Here is a 24,910-nt window from a genome sequence, read left to right as displayed (position 1 = left end):
AGGTATAGTCATGCACAATTTGCGCAAGCACGATTTGAATCTGCTGTTGACCCTGGACGCCTTGCTGGTGGAGCGCAATGTCACGCGGGCGGCCGAACGCCTGCATCTGAGCCAGCCGTCGGTCAGCGTGCAGCTGGGCAAGCTGCGTGCTGCATTTGACGATCCGCTGCTGTTGCCCGGCCCGCGCGGCATGTTGCCGACGGCCCGCGCGCTGGCCTTGCTGGCGCCCTTGCAGGCGGCGCTGGCCCAGCTGGAGCAGGTGCTGCAGCCGGAAGACGCATTCGAACCGTTGACAGCGGAAGTGGATTGGAAGCTGGCGGCCGCCGATGCCACCGAATATGCGATCCTGCTGCCGCTGCTTCCTGGCCTGCGATCATCGGCGCCACGTTCACGCATGGCCGTGCTGGAGGCGGTGCCGGCGCGCATGGCCAACCAGCTGGAAAATGGTGAGGTCGACCTGGGATTTTTGGCGCAAGAAGAAGCGCCGCCGGGCTTGCGCCACCGCGTGTTGTTTACCGAACACTATGTGCTCGCTTGCCGGCGCGACCATCCGCTGTTGCAGACAAAGCCCGATCTCGACCGTTTCTGCAGCCTCGAATTCGTGGTGGTCTCGCCCAATGGCGGTGGCTACCGCACGGCCGTCGACACGGCGCTGGCACTGCAGGGACGCCAGCGCCGTGTGGTGTTGTCGGTGCCGCACTTTTTGTTTGTACCGCCGTTGCTGGCGCAGTCCGACATGGTGGCGCTGCTGCCGTCGCGCTTGCTGAAAAATGCCCTGACGGCATTGCGCACCTGGGAAGCGCCGTTGGTGCTGCCCGATTACGACATGGCAATGGTCTGGCACGAGCGCATGCACCGTGACCCCGGCCACCGCTGGCTGCGCGGACAGATCATGGATGCCCTGTTGTGCGGTAGCGTACAGGACTAGTCCTACCTGGAGTAACGCGTGTGTCCTATGGGTGCGGCTCTGCGACTGGCTTATTATTTTAGCCAGTTTGCACAAACCATATCGAAAGGAATTCTTATGCGCCTGACCACCACCAGCTCCCGCACGCCTGCCCTGAAAAACATCGCCATCGGCGCCGCCGTCGCCCTGTTGAGCGGCATGGCGATCAACAGCATCGCCGCCAATGCTCCTGGCGCCTACGATAAAACCTTCATCACCAAGGCGGCCGATGCCGGCAGCACCGAGATCGCGGCCAGCAAAGTGGCGCAAACCAGGAGCACCAACGCGCAAGTGAAGCAATTCGCCGATTCCATGGTGACCGATCACACCAAGGTCGCCGATGAACTCAAGCAACTGGCGGCCAGCAAGCAGATCACGGTCAGCGACGAGCCCAGTGCGCGCCACAAGGCCGACATCGCCAAGCTCAATCGCCTGGAAGGCAAGGAGTTCGACCTGGAATACGCCGCCAGGATCGGCGTGGCCGCCCACAAGGATGCCGTCAAGCTGTTTACCGATGCCAGCCAGAAGGCGACCGACCCCGATATCAAAGCCTTTGCCGCCAAGATCTTGCCAGCGCTGCAACATCACCTGGACATGGCCAACGCCCTGCATTCCAGCCTCGGCAAGTAAAAGACGGTAAAGAGATGGGGGCGCTGTGCCGGCGAGCGCGCGGTCGGTGCCCGCATGGCTTACAATGTGGCCATCTCGTTCTCAATGTCTTTCATGTCTTCCATCCTCAAGAAAGGCCTGCTGATCGCCGCCGGCCTGCTGCTGTCCATGCTGATCGCCGTCTGGCTGTCGGTCAAGATCAATGCCGCCGAGCATGCCAAACTGTACGCCCAAGCCTGGAGTCCCAGCGGCAAATGCGTGATCAACACCTACGCGCCTGCCTACGGCAGCGGAACGGTCTCCAATATCGTGCGCTCACTGAGCACGCAATCGTTTTTCCGCGTCTATGACAAGCAGGGAGAGATGCTGAAAAGCACCGAATGGGTGCTGGACTTGCATGAAGATGGTTTGCAGGACTATGCCCGCTGGGGCAAGGAGCGCGTGATTTATCCCACCGACATGGGCTACGAGGGCTGGTCCCTGCCGCAATGCGCGTGAGTGGACAGCTTGATGGCTGCTTGATGGCTCTCTCTTAGTGCAATTCGGTATGGCAGGCGCAATCGTTGCCGCTGGCCGCTTCCGACAGGTTCTGCAAAATCGCGCAATCTTGTGACGGCTTGGGCTGGTCGCACTGGTGGCGCAGGCTCACCAGTTGCTGCTGCAGGGTTTGCAAGGTGGCCATCTGTTCGGCGATGCGCTCGATATGGTGATCGAGCAGCTGATTGACGCTCTGGCAGCCTTCGGCCGGGTTGTTCTTAAATTCCAGCAAGGCGCGGATATCGGTCAGGCCGATCTGCAAGGAACGGCAGTGGCGGATAAATTGCAGCCGTTCCTGGTGTTCCATCTGGTATTCACGGTAACCGGCGCTGCTGCGGCCCGGCTCCTGCAGCAAACCCGCTTTCTCGTAATAGCGCACCGTTTCGACATCGCAATGGGTACGCCTGGCCAGTTCTCCGATACGCATGGCAGTCCTTTTTATTGAATCGTGTAAATTCCACTTGACCCTGTAGTGGCTACAGGGTTTCTAATGGAAGCATACACCAATCCCTGAAGGATGATGCGATGCCGCACGATCACCACCACTCCCCTACGCCCTCGCCCGCGCCCGCGCCGTCGAACGCGCACTCGCACTCGCACTCGCATGATCACGGCCAGGATCACGGAGAAAAACAGCCACACGCGCCTGCACACGAGCACGGCCATGGCGGCTGCTGTTCCCACAGCCATGCCGAGGTGGCCGCGCCGGCGTCAGCATTCGAATTGCCCAGTTCGCCGCAAGACGGCGCGCAGACTGCCAAATACCGCATCGCCAATATGGATTGCCCGGTGGAAGAACGGCTGATTCGCAACAAGCTTTCCGGCATGGACGGCGTGGTCGGCCTCGATTTCAACCTGATGAACCGGGTGCTGGACGTGCACCATACCCTGCCCTCGCTGGCGACGGTGGAGGCGGCGCTGCACGGCATCGGCATGCAAGCCGTGCCGGTCGAAGCTGGCGTGGCCATGGTGACGGACCCCAATGAAGGCAAGCTGTCCGGCATGCAAAAAAGCTTGCTGCTGGTCTCCGGCGTGGCGGCGGTGGCGGCCGAAGCGCTGGCCTGGACTTCGCACCAGGACAATTCCCCTCTGGTGATCGCACTGGCCCTGCTGTCGATCGCCACCGGCGGCTGGCCAACCCTGAAGAAGGGCTGGATCGCCCTGAAAAGTTTTACACTGAATATCAATTTCCTGATGAGCCTGGCGGTGATCGGCGCGGTGGCCATCGGCCAGTGGCCGGAAGCGGCGATGGTGATCTTCCTGTTCGCCATTGCCGAACTGATCGAAGGCATGTCGCTGAACCGCGCGCGCAACGCCGTACACAGCCTGATGCGGCTGGCGCCGGACGTGGCCACCGTGCAGGTCGGCAATGACTGGCTGAGCAAGCCCGTGGCGCAAGTGGCCGTGGGCAGCCTGGTGCGCGTCAAGCCCGGTGAACGTATCGCCCTGGACGGCATCGTTCACAGCGGCGAGTCCGCCGTCAACCAGGCGCCGATCACGGGTGAAAGCATGCCGGTGGACAAGGCCATTGGCGACGTCGTCTATGCGGGCACCATCAACGAACTGGGTTTGCTCGACATTCGCGTGACGGCCAACAGCGGCAACAGCACCCTGGCGAAAATCGTCAGGGTGATCGAGGAAACCCAGGGCAAGCAGGCGCCGACCCAGCGCTTCGTCGACCAGTTTGCACGCTACTACACGCCGGCGGTGGTGGTTTGCGCCATCCTGGTGGCGGTGCTGCCGCCCTTGCTGCTGGGCCAACCGCTGATGGACTGGGTCTATAAAGCGCTGGTGATGCTGGTGATCGCCTGCCCTTGTGCCCTTGTCATTTCCACGCCCGTGACGGTGGTCAGCGGCCTGACGGCGGCGGCGCGGCGCGGCATTCTGGTCAAAGGCGGCCAATTCCTGGAAACCGGCCACCGTATCAAGGCGATCGCTGTCGACAAGACGGGCACCTTAACCATGGGTAAACCTGCCGTCACGGACGTGCTGGCGTTCGATGGCTACAGCCGCGACGATATCTTGCTGCTGGCCGCCAGCCTGGAGGCCGGCTCCGGCCATCCGCTGGCCGCAGCCATCGTCAAGGCCGGGCCGGCGGCCAGCCAGTTGCAGCTTGTGACGCAATTTTCCGCGCTGCATGGCCGTGGCGTGCAAGGCGTGCTGGCCGGCCAGACCTATTACCTGGGCAATACGCGGCTGATGCGGGAGTTGTCGCTGCTGACGCCGCAACTGCAAGCGGTCATTGCCCGGCTGGAACAGCAGGCGTATACGGCGATGGTGCTGGCAAGCGGTACCGAAGCGCTGGGCGTGATTGCGGTGGCCGATGTGCTGCGCCCACAAGCGGCCGCCGCCATCGCCCGCTTGAGTGCCATGGGCGTGACCACCGTGATGCTGACCGGCGACAACGCCCTGACGGCGCAGCGCATTGCCGATGAAGTGGGCGTGACGATGGTCAAGGCGGAACTGCTGCCTGAAAACAAGCTCGATGAAATTGTTGCTTTGCAGCGGCAGTTCGGCGTGGTGGCCATGCTGGGCGACGGCGTCAACGATGCGCCAGCCCTGGCGCAAGCCGAGATCGGCTTTGCCATGGGCGCGGCCGGCAGCGACACGGCAATTGAAACGGCCGACGTGGCGCTGATGGACGATGAACTGGGCAAGCTGCCGGAATTTATCAGCCTCAGCCGTCGTACGCGCCGCATCCTGGTACAAAATATCAGCTTTGCCCTCGGCATCAAGCTCATCTTCTTCGGCCTGGCGCTGGGCGGACTGGCCACCTTGTGGATGGCCGTGTTTGCCGACGTGGGGGCCAGCCTGCTGGTGGTGGCCAATGGCTTGCGGCTGTTGCGCGCCAGCAAGGCTTGAGCATGCCGCAAATTCAAAAAATCACCCTGGCTGCATGACGCTTGCGCTCGCGCTGGTGCAACTGGCGGATCGCGAGCGCGGCCACCAGCAAGATGCCGGCAGCAGTGGCCAGCACGGTGGCAAATGCCCGGTCAAAGGCATCGCGCGCCAGTTGCGCCACCTGCAGCCCCAGCGCGCCCGGCAGTTGCCCGGCCGCCTGCAGCGCGGCGTCCAGGGTGTCGTGGGCGTTGGACAAGGCTCCGGCGCTGCTTGGTAGCACCAGGGTGGCGCTGTAGACGGCCGACAGGATGGTGCCCAATATCGTCACGCCGAGCACGCCGCCCAGCTCGAATGACACTTCCTCGATCGAGGCGGCCATGCCGGCCTGCTGCGGCGGCACGTTCAGCATCACCGCGCTCGAGGCGGCCGTCATCACGGCGCCCAGGCCCAGTCCCGGCAGCACCAGGCTGGCCACCTGCCATGCTAGCCCAGCGTCATACAGCAGCAGATAGCTGGCCATGCCGATGCCAGACAGCAATAACGAGCCCCACAGCACTTGGGCCTTGTCGGCGCGCGGCAACATGAAACCCGTCAGCGGCCCGGCAATCACGGAGGCCAGCGGCAAGGGCAGCAGCAACAGCCCCGCATCGAGCGGCGACAGCGCGCGCACCAGCTGCAAATGCTGGCTCAGCGCCAGTTCCATGCCGATCAGGGAGGCCGAAGCGACCATGGCGGCGGCCACCGCGCTGGAAAACGGCAAGGCGCGAAACAGCCTGAAATCGATCAGCGGCTGCGCCTGCCGGTTCTGGCTGCGCACAAACACCGTCATGAAGACGGCGCCGACCAGCAGGGCCAGCAGCGCGGCCGCATACGACGGCGCGGCCTTGCCCACTTCCTTGATTGCATACACGCCGCCCAACAGGCCCAGCATGATTTGCAGCGAGCCGAGCACATCCCAGGGCTTATCCGTATTGCCCTCGCGCCGGGGCAGGATGGCGGCCGCCATCACCAGCGTCAGCAGCACCACTGGAACATTGATCAGGAACACGGAACCCCACCAGTACTGTTCCAGCAACAGGCCGCCCAGCACGGGGCCGAAGGCGGCGCCGCCCGAGGCAATGGCGGCCCACACGCCGATCGCAAACGAGCGTTCGCGCGCATCGTCAAAGGTCAGGCGTATCAGTGACAAGGTGGCCGGCATCATCATGGCCGCGCCCAGGGCCAGCACGATGCGCGCGCAAATCAGCCACACCGGCGCGGGTGAAAACGCGGCGCACAGCGAGGCGATGCCGAACACCGCCAGGCCAGCCAGGAACACGGATTTGTGGCCCAGGCGGTCGCCAAGAGTACCGAGGCCAGGCAGCAAGGCGCAGACCACCAGGGAATAGACGTTGATGATCCACAGCTTTTGCGAGGATGATGCCTGCAATTCGCGCGTCAGCGAGGGCAAGGCAGTATAGAGCACGGTCATGTCGACCACGATCAGGAACAGGGCGCTGGAGACGATGGCCAGGGTCAGCCATTTTTTAACTGGATGCATGTTGTAGCTCAGAAGTAACTATTCGAATGGATTGAGGGCATCGAGTTTATGTCGCCCTGGAAAGGCATTCAAGTTAAAATCCATCTGTAATTCTGCAGGAAGTGCCCTGCCCCACCCTGGCCCTGGCGCGCCTGCCCGTGCGGCGGCTGGCCCTGCACGGCAAGAAACTGAGCGCCACTTGCCAGTGGCTCACCACGCGGCTGGCCGAATTGCTGCGCGACGGTCCGCGCGCCTGAGCTGAACAGTCGACAGAAAATCTTCCATTGCAAGCAAGCCGCACAAGCAAGCCTTTTTTGGTGCCGTTGCATGCGGATTTCATTGAACATTCCCGTAGATGAGGTGTGATTTGCCTGCCAACTTGGTCAAGCTGTTGCGAGGCAAGGCCGATCGGCTGCTGATGGCTCAAGGCCAAGCCAGGCATCACGGCGACTTCACTCGGGCAGAAGAATGGCGCCTCATCTGCAGGAGGCTGTCGAACAGCAAGACGGCAAGCATCGACGCGCCCAGCAGCGGGAAGCAACAGCCCAACACCATGGCGATCGCCAGAACGCCTTTGGCCAGCCGGTCGCCGCCTTTGCGTGCCGGCGCGGCCAGCCTGCCGGCCGGCCGTCTCTTCCACCAGGTGATGATGCCGCTGAAGCAAAGAATAATCAGCGCCAGGCAGCCGGCCAGCATGACGATCAAGTTGGGGGTTCCGTATTCGCCACCTTGATGCACGCTGACGCCCCATTCGGTGATGCGGCCGATGGCGCCGATGCGGTCGGCGCCGATATCCATGAGCACCTTGCCGCTGTACTGGTCGATGTGCACCACGCGCTGGCCAGCCAGTTGACCTGGCATGCGGATCGCGCTGTACACGCCGCCGGCATCGCGCGGCAGTGCCAGGCGGTAGCCGCCCACCATGCCTATGCGGGCAAGCTTGGCCACCACCATGTCAGGACTGGCGATCACTGGACTGTTGAGCACCGAATAGCTGGCGGGGCCATGGTGGCGACGCGCCATGGCCTGATGTTCGGCATGCGGGTCATCCGATGCGGGGACGGCTTCCTGATGCTGGGCCCAGGGCAGTTCACCCAGCTCGGCGGCTGGCAGCGTGGACTTCGGCACTCCGCTCCACATGCCCTTGGGCACGCCGAGATCGTGTGCGCTCAGCCAGGCGTTCACGTTCTTGCCCCAGAACACAGACCACGGCATCCCGGTCAGCGCCAGGAACAAAATGATGATGCCGGCAAACGCGCCCGTCACTGCGTGCAGGTCACGCCACCAGAGCCGTCCCGCCGCTTTGGGACGGATCGACAGCACGCCCACGCCTCGTCCTCTTGGCCACCACAGGTAGACGCCTGTGGCCATCAGGACAATAATCCAGCCGGCGACGATCTCAATGAGCACCTTGCCGGCGTCACCGGCGATTGCCAGCGAATGAACGTGCTTGACGATGGTCATGATGCGGTCGCTTTCGCCAATCGCGCCAGCTACTCGTCCGCTAACTGGGTCGACAAACACCTGCAGCGTGGCGCTGTCAGGCCGGATCACGTCGACCTGGGCATTACGCCGACTGTCCTGCGGCACGTTGTATGCCTTGGCTTGTCCAGGATAAGCAAGCAGCGCTTGGGCAATCAAGGCCGTCGGCGGCAGCGCTTGCCGCTGCGCTGCCGGCGACGGCCTCAGCATTTCTGACGAGTAGACCAGGTCGTCGATCTGCTGGTGAAACAGGTACATTGCACCGGTAACGGCAAGCGAAAAAATAAACGGAACACACAGCACGCCGGCAAAGAAGTGCCAGCGCCAGATGCGCCGATACAAGCCAGATGATGTGGCCAGGGTGTTGGGTACGTTTTCCGTACTCATAGGTGTACCTTCAAAGTCTATGTTGTAACTGGGCAAGGAGAACAAGTTTGAGCGATCGGGGCGGCAGCGGGCATTAGCGCGCCGGACTCACACTGGAACTGGATAGTTGGACACGTCAGCGCAAGCGGCTGACGGTTAGCTCAGGCGAGCAAGGGGGGCGCGCGCGGGTTCGCCGCAGACCAGGCATGGAGCGATTGCGGCGCAGCATAAAATAGTGGCGGATAAATATCGCGGCCGGCAACCATTACCAGACTGAGCGGGTGGGAACCTGGCAGTGCGAAAGAGCCGCCGTGAGTGGCGCAAAACGCACAGTGCTCCATCCGGTGCTTGATCGTCGCTGGGGATTTGCTGCTATCGCCGTCAGGCGCTTTGACTGCCTTGTAACTGTTGACACTACAGATTTCCAACGTTGCCGATGGGACGTTGATCGCGCTCAAAGCATGCGAAACCGTCGGGGCAAGCGCACTGAACAGGATGGCCAGCATGGCGATCCAGATGTGTAGTGTTTGTCGCTTTGCCTTTCTGATCATCCTGCCATTATAGTGGAAAGTTCTCACCGATTATCATCAAGCTATGCCGTTGGGCAATTTTTCATGGCGGGCAATCAGGCGATCCAGGCCAGCGTCAAACTGTCTGCTTGGAACCGGCGCCATGGGACCCCATATCGGGCGATGCGAGCATCGCAAGGAGCGCATTCTTTAGCGTGTCACAGGCCTGGTGGAAGGTCGGATGGAAATTGAGTGCATCGACCGCGTCGAACTGTTGCTTCAGCTGGACGTATCGGTCCTCAAGTTGCTGCAATACCGCTACAGCGTGCCTGGTCATGAATTCACGCGCCGGCACAAGCACTTCAGGTTCGCGCTCGGCGATCAGGGCGAAGTCGAAAATGTCACGCCCCGTGATGCGATCACCACGGTGCCACATCTTTTTCGCGATGATTTCAACCGACGTCTCTACCCGCACTGGATGCCCCAGGATCGTCTCGAACTCAAATCCTGGTGTGGTCAGATTCGGCGCGGCCACGAAATCGATCTCGCCTTCCGGCAGATACAGCTTGACGTAGCCGGCCGCCTCCACGTAATCCGTGGTGATCGACTCGGCAACGTCGCTCAGGCGAGGCGTGACAAAACCGAGAGACTGAAGATCGGGAACGAAGATATCAATGTCCTTGCTGAAACGGTGACCGTAGCGCAGCATGAGAACAGTCCCACCGCCAAAGGTCCAGAAAGGATCGTCGCGGCCATACCTGGCTATCTCGCCGATAACCACTAACGCCTGGGAGAACAGCGTTTCTCAATTTCGGGGAATCCCCGCCGCACCGGCCATCACCAAACTGTTCTGCATACTTTCCATTGCTTGGCCCACAGGCTGAGGTGCTTCATGATTTTCTTCGCTGGCACTTCTGACGTGGCTGCCTCGGTGACCGCTTTGACGACCACCGGCAGCGGCGTCTCATCGAGCAAGGCCATCAGGTGCGGCTGGAACTGCTCTGGCGCCATGCCCGAACGCAGTATCATCGACAACGTCTCGGGCGTCATCACGTCCCGATAGCTGGTGCTGATACTGCGTGCGGCTATCGCCAGCGCGCTCTTCAGACCGGAATGCTGCACGGTTTCCATGTCGAGGCCCAGCACATCCATTACCGCCTTCAGTTTCGTATAGCCCAGGTCCTTCAGTGTTCCGTTTTCCAACTGATTGATGGTCACACGGGAGAGCCCTGCAAACCTGGCCACGTGCTCCTGCAGCAGGCCCGCTTCAACACGCTTGCTATGGATTTCACCACCGATCTGGGCAAGGTTCATGGATTTTCTAATTTATGTTAAATATTTTTAACATTATGGCGCTGATAGCCAAATTTCCAAGGCTGTTTTACGCCTGTGACTGTGTAAGAGGTGTTTTAGCCCGATGCCGGCAGGTACGAAACCAGGCAGGCGCTCGTGTTGGCAAGACAATTTATCATCGGCAGGTCGCTGATTACTGCCGAGTTTTCTCGTGCACCATCCGCATCATCTCTTCAGCGGCCAGTTTTGGCATCCTGTAAGAGATCAGTAAATCGTCTCTGATACAGTCCTTGATTGTCCCCAGAACTATTTTCGGTACGTATCTTCGTCGTTTTTGAACTTCCATATAACTTGATTTATTCCACATGCGTAGTAGTATACTCCGCATGCGTAACAACTCTTCCCCTGATGCCGCTTCTACCGGCCCCACCGGCAAGCACTCCCCCCGCCTGTTCAACCTGCTGAGTCAGGCGCGCCAGAATCTGTTTCGTTCGGCCGATGCCGTATTTACCAGCGAACTTGGCTATTCCGGCACGCAGGTGGTCGCGCTGTTTGTGCTGAAAAGCGAGGAAGGCTGCCAGTTGAAGGACCTGGGGCGGCTGTTGCAACTGAAAAATTCAGCCGTCACGGGCCTGGTGTCGCGCATGGAAGAGAACGGCCTGATCGTGCGTGGCCAGTCGGCGCTCGATGCGCGCGCGGGATCGTTACAACTGTCGCCCAGGGGGCAGCAGGTGCTGGCGGCCGCCCTGCCCGTGCTCGACAGCCTCAATGCGCAGCTGAAACACGGTTTCAGCGAAGAAGAGCTGGCCGTTGTCGCGCGCTTCCTGATTCATGCGGCCGGGCTGCGTTTTCACCAAGATCATCCACCATCGACCACCCCACAGGAGCAAGACCATGCAAGTACATGAAATGACAGGCCTGGAACTGATGCAGGCTTTCGCCCAGGGCCAGTTTCCGCGGCCCGGTATTTCCAACGTGATGCCGATGGAGGCGGAATCCATCGAGCATGGCCGCGTGATGTTTACTGCCACTGCCAACCAGACCCATACCAACCCCATGGGCGGCGTGCATGGCGGCTTTGCCGCCACCGTGCTCGACACCGTCACCGGGTGCGCCACGCATACGGTGTTGCCGGCCGGCGAGAGCTATGGCACGACCGACCTGAATATCAAAATGTGCCGGCCGCTGCCGTTCGACCAGGTTTTATTTGCCGAAGGGAAAGTCATCAATGCGGGACGCAACCTGGTCATTTCTGAAGGCACCATCCGTGACGAGGCCGGCAAGATCTATGCACATGCCACCGCCACCTGCATGATTATCCGCCCGTCCTGAGTGCGACCGCCGCACCGGCGCGCCGGCTGTACCATGCGCGCAGGACCCGGTTGGCCGGTTCCGACACTTGGCGGCTGACCAGCATGGCGATCAATGCCGACACCGCCACGAACAAGGCCAGCCACGGCATCACATAAAAACTGCGCATGTCGATATTGCACAAGCTGCCCCAGCGCTGGAGAATAACGCTGGTAATCATGTAGCCGGAAATCACAAAAAAGATCGTCACGCCGTTTTCTTGCGCAGCAGGCTGCCGGCCGCATTGCTGTCGAAACGGCCCGCCTCTTCGATATAGCCGTGCACGGTGCCGTCATGGCGCCAGCCGCCCTGGCGCTTGATGGCCTGGAAATCGGCGCCGGCGCGGTGCGCGCTGGTGGCCATGCCGCGCCGCAGGCTGTGGCTCGACAGTTCGGGCACATAGTCGAGGCCGGCCAGCGTGGCGCAACTTTCCAGTATGGTATTGATGCTGCCCGCATGCAGCGGCTTGCTGGCGACATGGCCCCACTGATTGACGGTGCGCAGCAGCGGCCCGGCGGCGATGCCGGCCGCCGCCAGCCAACTTCTCAGCGCGCTGGCCGGACAACATAATCCTTCCCCATATGGCACCGCCTTGACGATACCCTCACCCGACTGATCCGTTTTCGAGCGCGGCAAGGTGATCAGCATGCCTTGCGGCTCCCAGCTGACATCCTCCACGTGCAAGGCCACCAGTTCGCTGCGGCGAAAACCGCCGAAAAAACCCAGTTGCAGCAAGGCGCTGTCGCGCAGCGCCTTGAGGGTGCCTTGCTCATTGCTCTGCTCATGCAGGCGCGCGACGATGCGCTCCAGGTCGGCCAAAGGCAGCGCCTTGGCCTTCGTTTTCGGCTTGCCGTGCAGGCGGGCGATACCGGCCAGGGTCTTGCGCACGGTGGGCGTCGAGGCGGCGTCAAAAAAGCCCTGGTACACATGCCATTGCGACAGCGCCGTCAGGCGCAAGGCCAGCGTGCGCGCATTCAGGGTGTCCGCGTAGGCTAGCAGATAGCGGATCACCGCCGATTCGTCGGCCGGCAGCGCTCCGCCCCAGGTTTGAAAGTGGCGGATCGCCGAACGGTAGGCGCGGCGCGTGTTGTCGGCGGTGGCGGCGGCGAGAAAAGCCTGGTGGCGCGCGGCCAGTTCGGCGTCAACCAGGGCGCCGTGTACCGGCACCACGGCAGGGTTGGCGGCGGCGGGCGATTGTTTCAGGGGGTATTGGGCCATGGAATGCGGGAAATCAGGGATGTGTACCGGGCGATACGCAGGATAGCACGTAAAACGGCCTTTTAACCCACGATAAGCGATCTTATCACGACATATTTTTCTGCATTTTTTTAGAAATTTATATCGTAATATTATCGCATATTACGTATGATGTAATACGTTACTAAATTTCGCTCATAGGTGGTTTTATGGCTCGCGCCGGCATTTTGTACTCCGATGTTATGAAAGCAGCCCAGATCGTGACCGCCGACGGGCGCAATCCCACGGTCGACAATGTGCGCGAGGCGCTCGGCAGCACGGGCAGCAAGAGCACCATCGCGCCCCTGCTCAAGCGCTGGAAGGAAGAGTTTCAAGGCGCTGGCGCCGTGAAAACCGAGGCGGGCTTGCCGGCGGAGTTGATGGAAGCGATGCGCGGCGTCTATCACAAGCAGCAGCGCGACGTGGCGCAGCAGCTGGAATTGGCGATGCAGGCAAGCCGCGTCGAGCTCGAGGCGGCATTGGAAAAATTGAAAAAGACCGAGGCGGAACGGCTGAAACTGACGGAAGTGCGCACGGCGCTGACGCAGGAATTGCGCGCCACCCAGCAGGCGCTGGCGCAGTTAAAGGAAGAACACCATTTTCGCGCCGTGACCCTCGCCAGCTTGCATAGCGACAATGCGGGATTGACGCAGCGCCTGGCCGACCGGGGCGAGGAAATCGCTGCGCTGAACCGGCAACTGGCCCAGGTACGCTCGCAGTTCGACCATTACCAGGAAGCGTCAGCGGCGCAGCGCAGCGAGGAGCGGCAAAGCCAGCAGCAGCAACTGAGCCGCCTGGAACAGGACAACGCCCAGTTGCTGCAGCGCCTGCAAGGCCAGCAGGCCACCGTGGTGCAGCAGGACATGCGCCTGGCCCAGCTACAAGTGGAACAGCAGCGGCTGGAGCAAAGCGCGGCGGCGGACCGCGCAGCGCTGGCCATCGTGCGCCCCGAGCGCGACCAGTTCGAATATCAGTACGGACAGGCGGCCGCATCGGCCGACGCGCTGCTGGCCAAGCTGGAAGCGGCCATGCTGGCCCTTAACGAGTCAAAAGTGGCGCTGGCCACGCAGGATCGGCAGTTGTCCATGCTGGCCGACAAGACCGAAACGGGTGTGCAGCGCACACGGCAGCTGGAGCAGGAGCGCGATACTTTGCTGCGCGAACACGCGGGCATGGCGGCGCGGCTGGCGTTGCTGGAAGAACGCCAGCCGCAAAAGAAATAAGATGCGGCGCGCCGTGCGCTACCAGAATTTCCACCATGGCCGCGCTTCGACAACGACCTCGGCACCACTGAACTCCACTCTGGGCGCCGGTTCCGGCAAGGCCGGTGGCCAGCCTTCGGCGCTGATGGCCGTGCCGGCCAGCACAAAGGCATTGTAGCGCTGCAATTCGGGCGGATAGGGCAAGCCGGCCAGGCTGGCCAGCACCGGGCTCATGCCCAGTGTGCCGCTGGCGCAGGCCGCGTCGAGGTCGGCCAGGGCCGCCAGCAGATCCTGCCGCAACTGCCCTTCCTCGTCCATCATGTCGAGTTCTTCGGTGCGCACCAGCACATGGTTGTAGCTTTCGCGGGCGATGCGCGCCTCCCACTCGAGGTACAGCACATGACGCGCCTCGCCCAGGGCGCGCCGCATGACCGACGAGCGCCCTTTCAGCCGTGCCAGGCCGTCGTCGCGCGGGCAGGTCAGATAGGCGTAATGGCGCGGGGTATCGGCCATGTCTTCCTCAGCCTGGGCCAGGCGCACATCCTGCGGCCCGAACAGGCACAGCCAGAACAGCGGGATGCAATAAACCGCCTCGTATTCTGTGCCGGACTCGTCGGCAAACGCCGGCCAGTCCGTATCCCGGGGCGGCGTGGAAAAATGCGTGCAGCACAGATAGACGCGGTTTGACATGGCACAAGGTCCTGAAATGGGGTGGATTGAGGCAGGCGGCTGTGTTGAAGCGCATTCTGCCACCAACTGCCACCTTCTTCACGCGAAATTCACCCTGCGCGACTAGCATGCAGGCAGCCGGGCGCGCATGGTGCTGCGCCCTGCCCACCGGAGCCTTGCCAGATGATTCATGCCACCCAGGCCGCCTTGCGCCGCAGCGCCGACGGTCATCGCCTGAAAGCCGCCCTCGGCGCGCTCGTTTATCCACGCCAGCACAGGCGCTGGCAAGCCTTTCTGCTGCAGACACCGGGCATGGCGCAGCTCGCCAGCCTGCATCCCTGCCTGCGCTACAAGCTGTACCGGCCCTATGTCAGCAGCCAGCTCGACTGCACCGGCCGGCTGGCCCTGCTGGAAGGTCATTACCGATTCCTGTGGCAAGCCGGCGCGCGCGCCCTGGTGGAACAGGCGGCGCGGCAAGCGCTGGTGCTGGCCTCGGTGGAAGGCAAGGATGGAGCGTGCTACCAGGTGCAACTGAGTGCGATTCACGATAGCTACCGCGAAGGCGAGCTATGCCTGCGCCTGCTGCGCGATGGCTTGCCGGTTTACCTGGCCGGCTTTTTGTTCGTGCCGCGCGTGGACGGGGTAGCGCTGCAACTGGGCGCCTTGCAGGGCTTACGCTCGGAGTCGGGCGCGCAACTGGTGCGCGACACCACGCGCGCCCTGCATGGCTGCCGCCCGAAGAACTTGCTGGTGGCCCTGCTGCGCGACTTCGGCGATTTCTTTTGTTGCAATTATCTATTCCTGATCAGCAATGCCAACCGCGTCGCCCTCAATCCCCGCCGCCGGCGCCAGATCGGCGCCGACTATGACCAGGCGTGGCGCGAACTGCATGCGCTGGCCATGACGGACGGCAACTACCATCTGCCCTGCCTGGCGTACCAAATGCCGGACCTGGCCGATGTGCCGTCCAGAAAACGCGCCGATGCGCGCCGACGCGGACAATTGCTGGGCTTGATGACAGGCGCCATGCGCGCCCGGCTCGGCACGCTGCTGGCGGCGCCAGGCCTGGCACAACAATTAACATAACTGCAAGTTTTCCAGTAACATCACTTTCCCGGATTATTTTGATTGCCATTCTGATGGAGTCGTCCATGACCTTGCCCTCGTCCCTGCCCCTGCGCGCGCTGGCCGCCGCCGTCTTGCCCCTGACCTGCGCGCTGGCCGCCGGCGCTCCCACGCTGGACCCGGCCGTGCGCGAACGCGCCGAAGCGCTCACGCGCGATGGTCAGCACGCCAGCATCGTGATCGCCGTCATCGAGGGCAAGGACAGCGCCGTCTACGGTTTTGGCCGCGCCAGCAAGGGGGCCTTGCCCGGCGCCGATACCGTCTATGAAATCGGTTCCGTCACCAAGACCATGACCGGCCTGCTGCTGGCGCAGGCGGTGGCGGCGGGCAAGGTCACGCTGACCCAGCCGGTGGCAGACCTGTTGCCCGGCTACACCATGCCCGCCATAAAGGGCCGCGCCATCACCTTGCAGGACCTGGCCACCCATTACTCGGGCCTGCCGCGCTTGCCTGACAACGCGGCGCCGACCGACCTGAACGACCCGTATGCCGACTATGGCGAGGCGCAGTTGCGCGCCTTTTTGGCGGGCCATGTGCTGGCGCGCGCGCCGGGCGCCGCTTTCGAGTATTCGAACCTGGGCTATGGCCTGCTGGGCACGGCGCTGGCGGCCAAGGCCGGCAAGTCGTATGAAAGCTTGCTGCAAACACAAATCGCCCGCCCGCTGGGCCTGCGTTCGACTTCGACCATCCTGTCGCCGGCCCTGCGCGCGCGGCTGGCACCCGGCCATCTGGCCGACGGCAAGCCGGCACAGCACTGGAACTTCCAGGCGCTCGCCGGCGCCGGCGCCGTGCTGTCGACGCCGCGCGACATGGTGGCCTACCTGCAATCGTTCATGCACAGGCCCGATGCGGCCCACAAGCTGGCCTCGCAGCCGCGGCAAGACCTTGGCGGCGACAAGCATATCGGCCTGGCCTGGATAAGCGACGAGGCCCAGGGCCAGCGATTCGTCTGGCATAACGGCCAGACCGGCGGCTACGCCAGCTTTGCCGGTTTTACCCGGGATGGCAAGCGCGGCGTGGTGGTGCTGACCAATACCTCGGCCAGCGTCGATGCGCTGGGCGTGGCCAGCCTGGTGCCGGGCACCCTGGCGCCGCTGGCCACCGCGCCAACGCCGAGCCAGGAAGTGGCGATCGCACCGGAAGCGCTGGGCGAATATGTGGGCAGCTACGCGCTGGCGCCGGATTTTTCCCTGAGCGTGCGCCAGGGCCCGCAGGGCTTGCTGGTGGGCGCCACCGGCCAGCAGGAAGCGCCGGTGTTTGCCAGCGGCAAGGACGCCTTCTTCTACAAGGTGGTCGACGCGCAGATCGTGTTCCAGCGCGACGCCAGCGGCGCCATCACCGCTCTGGTGCTGCACCAGAACGGCCGGGCGATGCCGGGCCAGCGGAAAAAATAGCACTCAAACTGCGCTCGGTTCGAACTCTTCTACCGTCGTGGCCGGTGCGCCGCGCTCTGCTCGGGCAGTGACATGCTCGAGACGGGCCTGGCCAATACCAATACCAGCGCCGCCGACAAGCTCGCCAGTGCGCTGGCCAGCCACAGCACGCCGGCGAAGCCCTCGACAAACGCCTGCCGCGCCGCTGCGGCTGCCACCTCGCGCATGGCGGGCGGCAATTGCGCAAAGGCTTCCATCGCATTGCCGGCCACGATGCGCCCCACCATGTCCGGAGATGTCTGCACGCCATGCAGCCAGGCCAGGCGTTCAAAAGCCGCGCCCGTGCGCTGGGCCAGCACGGCCCCCAGGCCGGCCACGGCCAGCACGATGCCCGTGAAGCGCGTGGTGGTGCTGATGCCCGAGCCCATGCCGCTGCGCTCGCGGGCGATACTGGCCAGAATGGCTTTCTGCGTGGTGCCATTGAGCAGGCCGGCGCCCGCGCCCGTCACCACCATGCCCAGCGCCACCGAGCCATAGGCCAGGCTGGCGGCGGCCAGCGCGGTAAGCGCATTGCCGATGGCGACGATCAGCAGGCCCGTCACCAGCATGCCGCGGTCATGCAAGCGGTGAGCGAGCAGCGGCGCCAGGCGCGAGGCCAGCACCATCGCCACGGCAAACGGCAACATGGCGCCACCGGCCAGTACCGCCGAGTAGCTGAAGGCGTTCTGCAGGTACAGCGGCAAAAAGGTCATCATCACCTGGGCCGACACCGCGTAGCCCAGCATGCCCAGCACGGCGCCGACGAACGCGCGCCGGCCAAACAGCGACAGGTCGAGCATCGGTGACTGCCCCCTTTTCTCCACCAGCACGAAGGCCAACAGCAGCAACGCGGCCAGCACAAAGCGCGTGATGGTGGCGGCGCTGGCCCAGCGCGCCACTGCGCCATCGATCAGGCCCCATATCAGGCAGAACAGGGCGCCCGAAAACAGGGCCGCGCCCAGCGGGTCCAGTTTGGCGCTGGCCGGATTGCGCGATTCAGTCACCTGTTTTGACACCAGCAGCATCAGGATCGCCACTACCGGCAGGTTCAGGTAGAAAATCCAACGCCAGCCCAGGGCGCTGGTGAGCAGGCCACCGAGCAGCGGCGCCACCGTCATCGCCACACCCATGGCCGCGCCCCAGATCGACCAGGCGCGCGCGCGTTCGGCTTCGCCCTGGAAGGTGTGGCTGATCACGGCCAGCGCCGAAGTGAGCAGCAAGGCGGCGCCCAGTCCCTTGACGGCGCGCGCCAGGTTCAGCACGAATGGCGTCCAGGCGGCGCCGCACAGCAGGGACGCCAGCGCAAACAGCGCCAGGCCCCACAGCATCACGCGACGCCGGCCCAGGCGGTCGGCGATGCCGCCGGCCGGTAGCAAACAGGAGGCAAACGCCAGCATGTAGGCGCTGACCACCCATTCCACGTCGGCAAAACTGGCTTTCAAGCTGCGGGCAATGGCGGGCAGCGAAACGGCCACCACATTGGTGTCGAGCATGATCAGCGCACACACGGCGGAACAGACATACAGGGTTTTGTCGGCAGGTTTCATGGCGCCAGTGTAAGCGCGCCATGCTTATTTATTGTTATAACTCAACCAGCTTATAATTCACCAATGGTGAATACTGAAAAACAACTGGAGCTGCGCCACTACCGCTGCGTGGTGGCGGTCGCGCACAGCCTGCACTTCGCGCGGGCAGCGTTTGAGCTGGGCATTTCGCCGCCAGCCCTCAGCAAGCAGATACAGGAAGCGGAAAGCCTGCTGGGCACGCGCCTGTTCTTGCGCAGCAAGCGCAGCGTGGCGATCACCAGTGCCGGCGCGCTGTTCGTGATCGAGGCGCAGCGCGCGCTGGCGCAATTGGCGCAGGCGCAGGAGGTGGCGCGGCGCGCGGGGCGGGGCGAGCTGGGCCGGCTGGAGATCGGCTATGTGGGCTCGGCCGTGTATTCGGGCGTGCTGCAGCAGGCGTTTGCCCGCTTTCGGGCGACGCACCCGGGCGTGACCCTGCGCTCGCGCGAAGTGGCGATGGAACTGCTGCCAGCCATGCTGGAGCAAGGCCAGCTGGACTTTGCCTTTGTGCGCCCGCCGATGCACTATCCGGAAGGCCTGGACAGCGTGGTGCTGCTGCGCGACCGTTTCGTGCTGGCCGTGCCCGAAGGCGGCGCGCTGGCCGCCGGCGCCGGCGCGGTGGCGCCGCAAGCGCTGGCGCAACTGCCCTTGATCGTACCCGAACAGGAATGGGGAACGGTGGAAATGGGCCGGCGCGGCGGCTTTGCGCCGCAAGTGGCATCGCGCCCGGGCAGCCTGCTGGCGGTGCTGGCGCAAGTCTCGCTGGGCGCGGGCTGCGCCATCGTGCCGCAGGCGGTGATGAACAGCATCACCCTGCCGGGCGTGCGCTACCGGGAACTGGCGGGGCCGGCGATTGCATCGGAAATCGCAGTGGCGTTTCGCCGCCACGAAGCCAACAGCGCCGCGCGCGCCTGGATCGCCCAGCTGCGCGCGGCGGCAGTGCCTTGACAACTCAAGGGTCCAGTTCCGGCGGCGGCCGGCGCAGCGCCATATGTTCCCAGACCGCCACCAGGACCAGCACGCCGGTGGTGATGCACGCCAGGATCAGCGGTGTGTACAAGCGGCCGAACGCCATCGGGATCAGGGCCATGATCATCAGTATGCCCAGCAGATGCGACAGCGGCGGACTGGTACGCCCGCTGCTGGCCCATTTGAACAGGGCATTGCCCAGCAAATACAGGATCGGCCCGCCCAGCATGGCGCAAATGCCGGCAAAGCTGGTTTCATCGGCATGCAACAGCGACAGTTCGTCGGCCACGGCGCTGACGATCACGCCGCCGATGATCAGCATGTGGATATACGTATAGGCGCGGCGCGCGATGCGGCCCGGGTCTTTCGAGGCGGTGATATTCGTATGGCCCAGCTCGGCTCCCTTGTCGAAATACAACCACCACATGGCGATGCTGCCCAGCAAAGCAGAAATAAAACCAATCCAGTTGGCGGCGCTCCATTCCAGGCCGGCGAAATTGGCGCCCGTCACCAGCAGCGACTCGCCCAGCGCGATAATGACGAACAGGCCGCAGCGCTCGGACATATGGTTGCCGTCGATATCCCAGTCGCCCGTCGATGAGCGCCCCAGGCCAGGCACCTTGAACAGCAGCCACGGTCCGGCCAGGTCGATCAGCAGCGCGCAAGCCCACCAGCCTATGCGCACGGCGGGATCGGCGACGCCGCCAGCGAGCCAGAACACGCCGGAGAACGCCGCCCACAGGGCGATGCGCTGGAAATTGCGGCGGCGCGCCAGGTCTTCTCCGCGCACGGCCCACAGCGCGAACAGCGGCCGACCGACCTGCATCGCCACATACGCGCCGGCAAAGCCGAGGCCGCGCGTGCCGAACGCTTCGGGAATCGAGGCCGACATCAGCAAGCCGCCCAGCATCAGCACGAACAGGCACAGGCGCACCGGCATGCGCTCCGGGTCGAGCCAGTTGGTGATCCATGAGGTATAGATCCAGACCCACCAGACCGCCATCAGCAGCAAGGCCGTTTGCAGCCAGCCCATGGCGCTCAGGTGTTCCAGCAGCGCGTGCGACAGCTGGGTGACGGCAAACACGAACACGAGATCGAAAAACAGCTCGATCATGCCGACCTTGCCGCTATCGGCCCTGCCCCGCGTGCGCAGCAGCGATGTTTTCAATTCCATCAGTTTTTTCCTTATTTAAATGTTACAGGTGTCGGCAGCGGCTGCCCGGCGAAATGCGCCTGCAGGTTGTCGACCACCAGCTGGCCCATTGCCTGGCGCGTTTCCACCGTCAGGCTGCCCACATGGGGCGTCAGCACCACATTGGGCAAGGCGCGCAAGGCGGCCGGCACGCGCGGCTCGTCGGCAAAGACGTCCAGGCCCGCCGCGCCCAGGCGCCCTTCTCGCAGCGCGGCGATCATCGCCGCTTCATCGATCAAGGCGCCGCGCGCGATATTGACCAGGGTGCCTTGCGGCCCCAGCGCGTCCAGCACTTCGGCATTGACAGCGTGGCGGGTGGCCGGCGTGCCGGGTGCGCAGACGATCAGGTAATCGCTTTCCCGCGCCAGGGCCAGCAAGGAGTCGGCGCGCAGCGCCTGCACGCCGGCCTTGGCGCGCGGCTGGTAATAGCGTACCCGCACGCCAAAGGCGGCCAGGCGCAGCGCGATGGCCTGGCCGATCTGGCCGAAGCCGAAAATACCGGCCGTCTTGCCGCGCAGGCAAGAGGCCGGCTTGACCGGCTCGCGCCGCTCCCAGCCGCCGTCGCGCACGAAGCGGTCGAGCAAGGCGATATGGCGGGTGCTGGCCAGCAGCAGGCCCAGCGCCACGTCGGCCACGTCGTCGGTCAGCACGTTCGGCGTGGTGGTGACCGCAATGCCGCGTGCGCGCGCCGCGTCCAGGTCGACCCCATCGAGGCCGACGCCATTGACGGCGACGATTTCCAGCGCCGGCAAGGCCGCCATCGCTTCGCTGCTCAAACCCAGCGCGCCGGTGGTGACGACGGCGCGGATGCGGCTGGCCCGCTGCCGCAGCCAGGCAGCGCGCTGTTCGGGCGCCACCTGCCAGGCGTGATGGCAGGCATAGCCGCGTTCGAGCTGTTCGTTGACGGCGGCGCTAGGGCTGGCGGCAAGTATCAGTATGTCGGGGAGCATGGTGGTCCTGAATGGGTCGGTGTCATTGGCAGACGCAACTTAGCATATTTGACGCCCGCCCGGGGCAGGCCGTTATTATGGGCAAGGCACCCGTCTCACCTTGCCGGCCGTATCGGCGGGATCGGCGCCGCCGAGCGGATTGGCCTGCATGGCGTAGCAAGCGGTACCGGTGGGCGAGACCACGCGCGTGGCGGGCCGGCCGTCGGCGCTCATATAGTCTTCCACCCTGATCGACGGTCCGCCACGCCAGGCGCTCTCTACCATCGTCGAGAACTTGCTGTCGCCGGACAGCGCAGGCGCCGCCAGCCACGGCTGTCCCTGCTTGCGTTCGGCGCGCAGGGTCTTGTCGACGGCGCCGGCGGCGAGAAGAACGCGTCTGCGCAGATCGTCAGCCGGCGCTGCCGGCGCGGTATCGGCAGAGATGGCCTCTGGCGCGGCCGTCATCGCTACGGCCGGTGCTGCCGGAACGATCATGGCCGCTGGCGGCAACGCGGCAGCTTGGCGCGGCGGCGCCGTTATAGGCATGGGCATGGGCAGTGGCAAGACCAGGCTGCGCGGCGGCGGCCGTGGCGGGATCAGGGTCATGAAGGCCACCGCCGTATACTGCTGGAGTTGCCTGGCCGGCAATAACAGGAAATACAGGCCCAGGCCGTGCATGGCCAGGATCAGCGCCACGGCGGCGCTTTTCAGGCTGATGCGGCGGGTAACGCGGGAAAATGGCGGCATGCGCAGTCCTGTGAGCGCCAGGGCGCGGTTCGCCATTCTAGACAGACTTTTCTTTGTGCATTAAGAATTCGGCAAGGTATCGTCTGGCGCCCCTTTTCCTGGCAAATACTGCGTCCCTTGCCGCCAATGTTGGCTTCTGATCGGCGACAATGGAAGCATGAACCCGCGTCCATTGCTGCTGCTCTCCTTGCTATTATCGCTGCCCGCCGGCGCCCAACAGGCGGCCGCTTGCCATTACGCCGCCTGGAAAAGCGGCTTCCAGGGCAATGCGCGCACGCAGGCAACGTGCTTGCTGCGTCCGGTCGGCAGGTATGCGCGCATCGGGCAGGCAAGCGCCCTGCCCGCTTTTCTCGATCGCCATGTCGGCGAAAAAACCACCCTCAGCCGCAGCGTTGTCCAAGCTTATCTGGCGCGCCAGCACATCGCCGAAAGCGACCTGGGCGGCGCGCTCGAGGCGCCGCTGTCGCGTGCGCAAGGGCGCCTGGCTTCCCCCGTCGCGCGCTATTTTCTGATCCACGACACCAGCTATCCGAATTTCCTGGCCGACCCAATTCCCGCTATCATCGACAGCCGCGACTGGGACTTCAATGATTTCTCCATCCGCAATCCGGCCAGAGGCGGCGGTCCGAAAGGCCATGTGTATGTCAACCGCCTCGGCGAGTCGGTCACCGTCCACGGTTTTGAGGTAGCCAACTACGCCAGCAAACTGGAGAAAGACAAACCCTCGCTGACCGGGCTGTTTCTGCATGTGGAGCTGGTGCAGCCGCGCAGCTCCGATCCTGCCGGCGGGCGCGGCAATGATGGCGTGGCGCCCGATCCCGGCTTTACGCCGGCCCAGTATGAACGGCTGGCTCTGCTGTATATCGCCGCCAGCGTGCGCAAGGGACACTGGCTGATTCCCGCCTTCCACGCCGTGCTCGATACGGGCTATGCGAACGGCCACGACGATCCGCAGAATTTTTCGCTGTCCGCCTGGTCAGAATCGATCGCCCATTTGATCAATATCATGGAGCCGCCAGCCGGTACTGTCTCGCACCAATAAGGCCGCGCATTTGTAGGATACTGGAGGACCGCGCATCGGACTGCACCGCTGCGTGCAGCCTTGCGGAGCCAGCTTGTCACCTGCCCACGACCCAACTTCCCCTGCGGCGCGGCCACGCTTGCGCACACAGCGCATTGCCGACCTGCGCGAGGCCGTGCTGCACGAATGGGAGCACCGCGTGCGCGCCAGCGTGCGCGGTGCCGAGCAATTATTGCCGCCCATACTGATCAATACCCTGCCGGCGTTTTTCGACCATCTGGCCGAGGCGCTGTCGCGCGAGCATCCGCGCGATACGGCCGGCAGCAACAGCAATATGCCGGCCGTGCACGGCAACGAACGGGCGCGCATGACCAACTACGGCCCGGAACAGGTGATCCAGGAATACCAGATCTTCCGCGACTGCTTTGCCGAGGCGGCGCTGGCGGCCGGCCTGTCCTTGCGGCGCCGCGACTGGGCCATCCTGCAGGCCTCGATCGACGCCGCCATACGCGATTCGATACGCGAATTTACCGCCATGCATGAAAGCTTCCAGCGCCGCATCGCCGCCGGCCTGTCGCACGACATGCGCAATCCGCTGTCCGTGATCCTGATCAGCGCGCAATTGCTGCAACGCCGCGCCGGGCTGGAACCGGAAAAAATCACCGAACTGACACAGCGCATCGTCGAGCACGGCAAGCGGCTCGACACCATGATCGAGGAGCTGCTCGATACGCTCAGCTACCACCGGGGCCAGCAACTGCCTTTGGCGCTGACGCGGTTCGACCTGCTGCCGCTGGCGCAGTCCGTCTGCGCCCAGGTCAACCTGCAGCATCCGGACAAATGCCAGGTCACCGGCAGCGGCGTCACGGGCTGGTGGTGCGACAATTCGCTGCGCCGCGCGCTGGAAAACCTGCTTGGCAACGCCGTCAAGTATGGCGACGAGGGCGTCATCGACGTGCTGGTCGAGCACGAGCATGACCGGGTGCGCATTTCCGTACACAACAGCGGCTCGTTTATCGCCGACGAACAGATGAGCCGCATCTTCGACTATCTGCGGCGCGAACACCACGGCCCCGCGCCGGGCTGGGGCATCGGCCTGCCGTATGTGCAGAACGTGGCCGAAAGCCATGGCGGCAGCATCGGAGTCGACAGTTCGCCCGCCACCGGCACCACGTTTATCCTCGATCTGCCCATCGATTGCCGTCCCTACGTCGATCCCGCCGCCTGATTTGCTGCCCCTCCCGCATCCCCAATACCGCCCGTCCTGCCCATTGCAAGTGCACCAATGCGGTGCGCCGCACACAGTGGCGCATTAAAAATGGGCTTTTTTGATATTTCTATCTGGCACACTTCCTGCTGACATTAGTGCTGAGGTAAGCTTACAATCAGGCTCA

At 63.7% G+C, this 24,910-nt stretch carries 26 protein-coding genes; 13 read left to right on the top strand and 13 right to left on the bottom strand.

Translation table 11 applies throughout. The annotated features are described in order from the left end of the window. The first annotated feature begins 10 nt into the window (after nucleotides 1-10). From CD932_RS16495 to CD932_RS16485, 3 genes are all read left to right on the top strand, one after another. On the top strand, nucleotides 11-928 hold the full coding sequence (locus CD932_RS16495) for a LysR family transcriptional regulator (RefSeq protein ID WP_094443890.1): 918 nt from the start codon (nucleotides 11-13) through the stop codon (nucleotides 926-928). A 96-nt stretch (nucleotides 929-1,024) separates the two neighbouring features. Continuing rightward, the gene (locus CD932_RS16490; RefSeq protein WP_094443889.1) at nucleotides 1,025-1,576 is read left to right on the top strand and encodes a DUF4142 domain-containing protein; all 552 of its coding nucleotides are present in this window, start codon (nucleotides 1,025-1,027) and stop codon (nucleotides 1,574-1,576) included. Nucleotides 1,577-1,669: 93 nt separating this feature from the next. After that, nucleotides 1,670-2,053, top strand: a complete 384-nt coding sequence (locus CD932_RS16485) for a hypothetical protein (RefSeq protein WP_141213276.1) — start codon at nucleotides 1,670-1,672, stop codon at nucleotides 2,051-2,053. Between the two features lie 34 nt (nucleotides 2,054-2,087). Here the strand turns inward: CD932_RS16485 and cadR are convergent, their stop codons facing one another. After that, a complete protein-coding gene (gene cadR, locus CD932_RS16480; protein WP_094443887.1) occupies nucleotides 2,088-2,519 on the bottom strand; it encodes a Cd(II)/Pb(II)-responsive transcriptional regulator in 432 nt (143 codons plus the stop codon). A 98-nt stretch (nucleotides 2,520-2,617) separates the two neighbouring features. On the opposite strand from cadR, the gene CD932_RS16475 reads away from it, so the two are divergent. Then, nucleotides 2,618-4,954: a cation-translocating P-type ATPase gene (locus CD932_RS16475; RefSeq protein WP_094443886.1), complete on the top strand. Its 2,337-nt coding sequence runs from the start codon at nucleotides 2,618-2,620 to the stop codon at nucleotides 4,952-4,954. Between the two features lie 13 nt (nucleotides 4,955-4,967). Here the strand turns inward: CD932_RS16475 and CD932_RS16470 are convergent, their stop codons facing one another. Continuing rightward, a complete protein-coding gene (locus CD932_RS16470) occupies nucleotides 4,968-6,473 on the bottom strand; it encodes an MFS transporter (RefSeq protein ID WP_094443885.1) in 1,506 nt (501 codons plus the stop codon). Nucleotides 6,474-6,574: 101 nt separating this feature from the next. Here CD932_RS16470 and CD932_RS29405 point away from each other — a divergent pair, with 101 nt between their 5' ends. Further along, nucleotides 6,575-6,709, top strand: coding sequence for a hypothetical protein (locus CD932_RS29405; RefSeq protein WP_254926635.1), 135 nt, complete (start codon nucleotides 6,575-6,577; stop codon nucleotides 6,707-6,709). Nucleotides 6,710-6,893: 184 nt separating this feature from the next. Here CD932_RS29405 and CD932_RS16465 read toward each other — a convergent pair whose 3' ends face one another. The 4 genes from CD932_RS16465 to CD932_RS16450 form a co-directional block, all read right to left on the bottom strand. Further along, nucleotides 6,894-8,321 (bottom strand): PepSY domain-containing protein, encoded by a 1,428-nt coding sequence (locus CD932_RS16465; RefSeq protein WP_094443884.1) that lies wholly within the window; start codon nucleotides 8,319-8,321, stop codon nucleotides 6,894-6,896. Nucleotides 8,322-8,461: 140 nt separating this feature from the next. Then, nucleotides 8,462-8,806 (bottom strand): DUF2946 domain-containing protein, encoded by a 345-nt coding sequence (locus tag CD932_RS16460; protein WP_254926634.1) that lies wholly within the window; start codon nucleotides 8,804-8,806, stop codon nucleotides 8,462-8,464. Between the two features lie 139 nt (nucleotides 8,807-8,945). Next, nucleotides 8,946-9,590 (bottom strand): nucleotidyl transferase AbiEii/AbiGii toxin family protein, encoded by a 645-nt coding sequence (locus CD932_RS16455; RefSeq protein ID WP_254926633.1) that lies wholly within the window; start codon nucleotides 9,588-9,590, stop codon nucleotides 8,946-8,948. 56 nt (nucleotides 9,591-9,646) lie between these two features. Then, nucleotides 9,647-10,123 (bottom strand): helix-turn-helix domain-containing protein, encoded by a 477-nt coding sequence (locus CD932_RS16450; protein WP_094443881.1) that lies wholly within the window; start codon nucleotides 10,121-10,123, stop codon nucleotides 9,647-9,649. Between the two features lie 365 nt (nucleotides 10,124-10,488). Here CD932_RS16450 and CD932_RS16445 point away from each other — a divergent pair, with 365 nt between their 5' ends. Together CD932_RS16445 and CD932_RS16440 are read left to right on the top strand one after the other, a co-directional pair. Next, nucleotides 10,489-11,010 carry a MarR family winged helix-turn-helix transcriptional regulator gene (locus CD932_RS16445; RefSeq protein ID WP_176461014.1) on the top strand — a complete coding sequence of 174 codons (522 nt, stop codon included), beginning with the start codon at nucleotides 10,489-10,491 and terminating at the stop codon, nucleotides 11,008-11,010. Beyond that, a complete protein-coding gene (locus CD932_RS16440) occupies nucleotides 10,997-11,434 on the top strand; it encodes a PaaI family thioesterase (protein WP_094443879.1) in 438 nt (145 codons plus the stop codon). Before CD932_RS16445 ends, CD932_RS16440 begins: the two co-directional genes overlap by 14 nt. On the opposite strand, the gene CD932_RS16435 is transcribed toward CD932_RS16440, so the two are convergent. Together CD932_RS16435 and CD932_RS16430 are read right to left on the bottom strand one after the other, a co-directional pair. Then, nucleotides 11,418-11,663, bottom strand: coding sequence for a hypothetical protein (locus tag CD932_RS16435; RefSeq protein ID WP_094443878.1), 246 nt, complete (start codon nucleotides 11,661-11,663; stop codon nucleotides 11,418-11,420). The genes CD932_RS16440 and CD932_RS16435 overlap by 17 nt on opposite strands. Beyond that, entirely contained in the window at nucleotides 11,660-12,670 is a 1,011-nt protein-coding gene (locus CD932_RS16430) for a tyrosine-type recombinase/integrase (RefSeq protein ID WP_094443877.1), read from the bottom strand. Before CD932_RS16430 ends, CD932_RS16435 begins: the two co-directional genes overlap by 4 nt. A gap of 221 nt (nucleotides 12,671-12,891) precedes the next feature. Here CD932_RS16430 and CD932_RS16425 point away from each other — a divergent pair, with 221 nt between their 5' ends. Beyond that, nucleotides 12,892-13,911, top strand: coding sequence for a DNA-binding protein (locus CD932_RS16425; protein ID WP_254926632.1), 1,020 nt, complete (start codon nucleotides 12,892-12,894; stop codon nucleotides 13,909-13,911). Between the two features lie 18 nt (nucleotides 13,912-13,929). Here CD932_RS16425 and CD932_RS16420 read toward each other — a convergent pair whose 3' ends face one another. Next, nucleotides 13,930-14,580, bottom strand: coding sequence for a hypothetical protein (locus CD932_RS16420; protein ID WP_094443875.1), 651 nt, complete (start codon nucleotides 14,578-14,580; stop codon nucleotides 13,930-13,932). Nucleotides 14,581-14,742: 162 nt separating this feature from the next. Here CD932_RS16420 and CD932_RS16415 point away from each other — a divergent pair, with 162 nt between their 5' ends. After that, nucleotides 14,743-15,645, top strand: a complete 903-nt coding sequence (locus tag CD932_RS16415; protein WP_094443874.1) for a DUF535 family protein — start codon at nucleotides 14,743-14,745, stop codon at nucleotides 15,643-15,645. Between the two features lie 65 nt (nucleotides 15,646-15,710). Beyond that, nucleotides 15,711-17,078: a serine hydrolase gene (locus CD932_RS16410; protein WP_176461013.1), complete on the top strand. Its 1,368-nt coding sequence runs from the start codon at nucleotides 15,711-15,713 to the stop codon at nucleotides 17,076-17,078. A 29-nt stretch (nucleotides 17,079-17,107) separates the two neighbouring features. Here CD932_RS16410 and CD932_RS16405 read toward each other — a convergent pair whose 3' ends face one another. Then, nucleotides 17,108-18,643: an MFS transporter gene (locus CD932_RS16405; protein ID WP_094443872.1), complete on the bottom strand. Its 1,536-nt coding sequence runs from the start codon at nucleotides 18,641-18,643 to the stop codon at nucleotides 17,108-17,110. 63 nt (nucleotides 18,644-18,706) lie between these two features. Between CD932_RS16405 and CD932_RS16395 the strand changes: the two genes are divergently transcribed. After that, the gene (locus CD932_RS16395; protein ID WP_094443871.1) at nucleotides 18,707-19,606 is read left to right on the top strand and encodes a LysR family transcriptional regulator; all 900 of its coding nucleotides are present in this window, start codon (nucleotides 18,707-18,709) and stop codon (nucleotides 19,604-19,606) included. A gap of 4 nt (nucleotides 19,607-19,610) precedes the next feature. Here CD932_RS16395 and CD932_RS16390 read toward each other — a convergent pair whose 3' ends face one another. The 3 genes from CD932_RS16390 to CD932_RS16380 all read right to left on the bottom strand — a co-directional run bounded on the left by CD932_RS16390 (nucleotide 19,611) and on the right by CD932_RS16380 (nucleotide 22,495). Continuing rightward, nucleotides 19,611-20,801, bottom strand: coding sequence for a low temperature requirement protein A (locus CD932_RS16390; RefSeq protein ID WP_094443870.1), 1,191 nt, complete (start codon nucleotides 20,799-20,801; stop codon nucleotides 19,611-19,613). 11 nt (nucleotides 20,802-20,812) lie between these two features. After that, nucleotides 20,813-21,769, bottom strand: a complete 957-nt coding sequence (locus CD932_RS16385) for a 2-hydroxyacid dehydrogenase (RefSeq protein ID WP_094443869.1) — start codon at nucleotides 21,767-21,769, stop codon at nucleotides 20,813-20,815. A 75-nt stretch (nucleotides 21,770-21,844) separates the two neighbouring features. Further along, complete coding sequence (locus CD932_RS16380) at nucleotides 21,845-22,495, bottom strand: hypothetical protein (RefSeq protein WP_141213275.1); 651 nt, start codon at nucleotides 22,493-22,495, stop codon at nucleotides 21,845-21,847. A 157-nt stretch (nucleotides 22,496-22,652) separates the two neighbouring features. On the opposite strand from CD932_RS16380, the gene CD932_RS16375 reads away from it, so the two are divergent. Together CD932_RS16375 and CD932_RS16370 are read left to right on the top strand one after the other, a co-directional pair. Next, nucleotides 22,653-23,537: a hypothetical protein gene (locus CD932_RS16375; protein ID WP_094443867.1), complete on the top strand. Its 885-nt coding sequence runs from the start codon at nucleotides 22,653-22,655 to the stop codon at nucleotides 23,535-23,537. 73 nt (nucleotides 23,538-23,610) lie between these two features. Further along, nucleotides 23,611-24,744 (top strand): sensor histidine kinase KdpD, encoded by a 1,134-nt coding sequence (locus tag CD932_RS16370; RefSeq protein ID WP_141213274.1) that lies wholly within the window; start codon nucleotides 23,611-23,613, stop codon nucleotides 24,742-24,744. Nucleotides 24,745-24,910: the final 166 nt, after the last annotated feature.

The sequence above is a fragment of the Janthinobacterium sp. PC23-8 genome (assembly GCF_002250505.1).
GTDB lineage: Bacteria > Pseudomonadota > Gammaproteobacteria > Burkholderiales > Burkholderiaceae_D > Janthinobacterium.
The sequence above is the reverse complement of the archived record's forward strand: the minus strand, read 5'-3'. Positions and strand labels throughout refer to the sequence as shown.

Excerpts from the sequence above, each read along its gene's own strand:
- CD932_RS16440 (WP_094443879.1), top strand. The coding sequence starts at position 10,997 with ATGCAAGTACATGAAATGACAGGCCTGGAACTGATGCAGGCTTTCGCC.
- cadR (WP_094443887.1), bottom strand. The coding sequence starts at position 2,519 with ATGCGTATCGGAGAACTGGCCAGGCGTACCCATTGCGATGTCGAAACG.
- CD932_RS16375 (WP_094443867.1), top strand. The coding sequence starts at position 22,653 with ATGAACCCGCGTCCATTGCTGCTGCTCTCCTTGCTATTATCGCTGCCC.
- CD932_RS16495 (WP_094443890.1), top strand. The coding sequence starts at position 11 with ATGCACAATTTGCGCAAGCACGATTTGAATCTGCTGTTGACCCTGGAC.
- CD932_RS16410 (WP_176461013.1), top strand. The coding sequence starts at position 15,711 with ATGACCTTGCCCTCGTCCCTGCCCCTGCGCGCGCTGGCCGCCGCCGTC.
- CD932_RS16430 (WP_094443877.1), bottom strand. The coding sequence starts at position 12,670 with ATGGCCCAATACCCCCTGAAACAATCGCCCGCCGCCGCCAACCCTGCC.
- CD932_RS16425 (WP_254926632.1), top strand. The coding sequence starts at position 12,892 with ATGAAAGCAGCCCAGATCGTGACCGCCGACGGGCGCAATCCCACGGTC.
- CD932_RS16390 (WP_094443870.1), bottom strand. The coding sequence starts at position 20,801 with ATGGAATTGAAAACATCGCTGCTGCGCACGCGGGGCAGGGCCGATAGC.
- CD932_RS16460 (WP_254926634.1), bottom strand. The coding sequence starts at position 8,806 with ATGCTGGCCATCCTGTTCAGTGCGCTTGCCCCGACGGTTTCGCATGCT.
- CD932_RS16420 (WP_094443875.1), bottom strand. The coding sequence starts at position 14,580 with ATGTCAAACCGCGTCTATCTGTGCTGCACGCATTTTTCCACGCCGCCC.
- CD932_RS16470 (WP_094443885.1), bottom strand. The coding sequence starts at position 6,473 with ATGCATCCAGTTAAAAAATGGCTGACCCTGGCCATCGTCTCCAGCGCC.
- CD932_RS16465 (WP_094443884.1), bottom strand. The coding sequence starts at position 8,321 with ATGAGTACGGAAAACGTACCCAACACCCTGGCCACATCATCTGGCTTG.
- CD932_RS16395 (WP_094443871.1), top strand. The coding sequence starts at position 18,707 with ATGGTGAATACTGAAAAACAACTGGAGCTGCGCCACTACCGCTGCGTG.
- CD932_RS16475 (WP_094443886.1), top strand. The coding sequence starts at position 2,618 with ATGCCGCACGATCACCACCACTCCCCTACGCCCTCGCCCGCGCCCGCG.
- CD932_RS16415 (WP_094443874.1), top strand. The coding sequence starts at position 14,743 with ATGATTCATGCCACCCAGGCCGCCTTGCGCCGCAGCGCCGACGGTCAT.
- CD932_RS16405 (WP_094443872.1), bottom strand. The coding sequence starts at position 18,643 with ATGAAACCTGCCGACAAAACCCTGTATGTCTGTTCCGCCGTGTGTGCG.
- CD932_RS16490 (WP_094443889.1), top strand. The coding sequence starts at position 1,025 with ATGCGCCTGACCACCACCAGCTCCCGCACGCCTGCCCTGAAAAACATC.
- CD932_RS16385 (WP_094443869.1), bottom strand. The coding sequence starts at position 21,769 with ATGCTCCCCGACATACTGATACTTGCCGCCAGCCCTAGCGCCGCCGTC.
- CD932_RS16450 (WP_094443881.1), bottom strand. The coding sequence starts at position 10,123 with ATGAACCTTGCCCAGATCGGTGGTGAAATCCATAGCAAGCGTGTTGAA.
- CD932_RS16380 (WP_141213275.1), bottom strand. The coding sequence starts at position 22,495 with ATGCCGCCATTTTCCCGCGTTACCCGCCGCATCAGCCTGAAAAGCGCC.
- CD932_RS16445 (WP_176461014.1), top strand. The coding sequence starts at position 10,489 with ATGCGTAACAACTCTTCCCCTGATGCCGCTTCTACCGGCCCCACCGGC.
- CD932_RS16485 (WP_141213276.1), top strand. The coding sequence starts at position 1,670 with ATGTCTTCCATCCTCAAGAAAGGCCTGCTGATCGCCGCCGGCCTGCTG.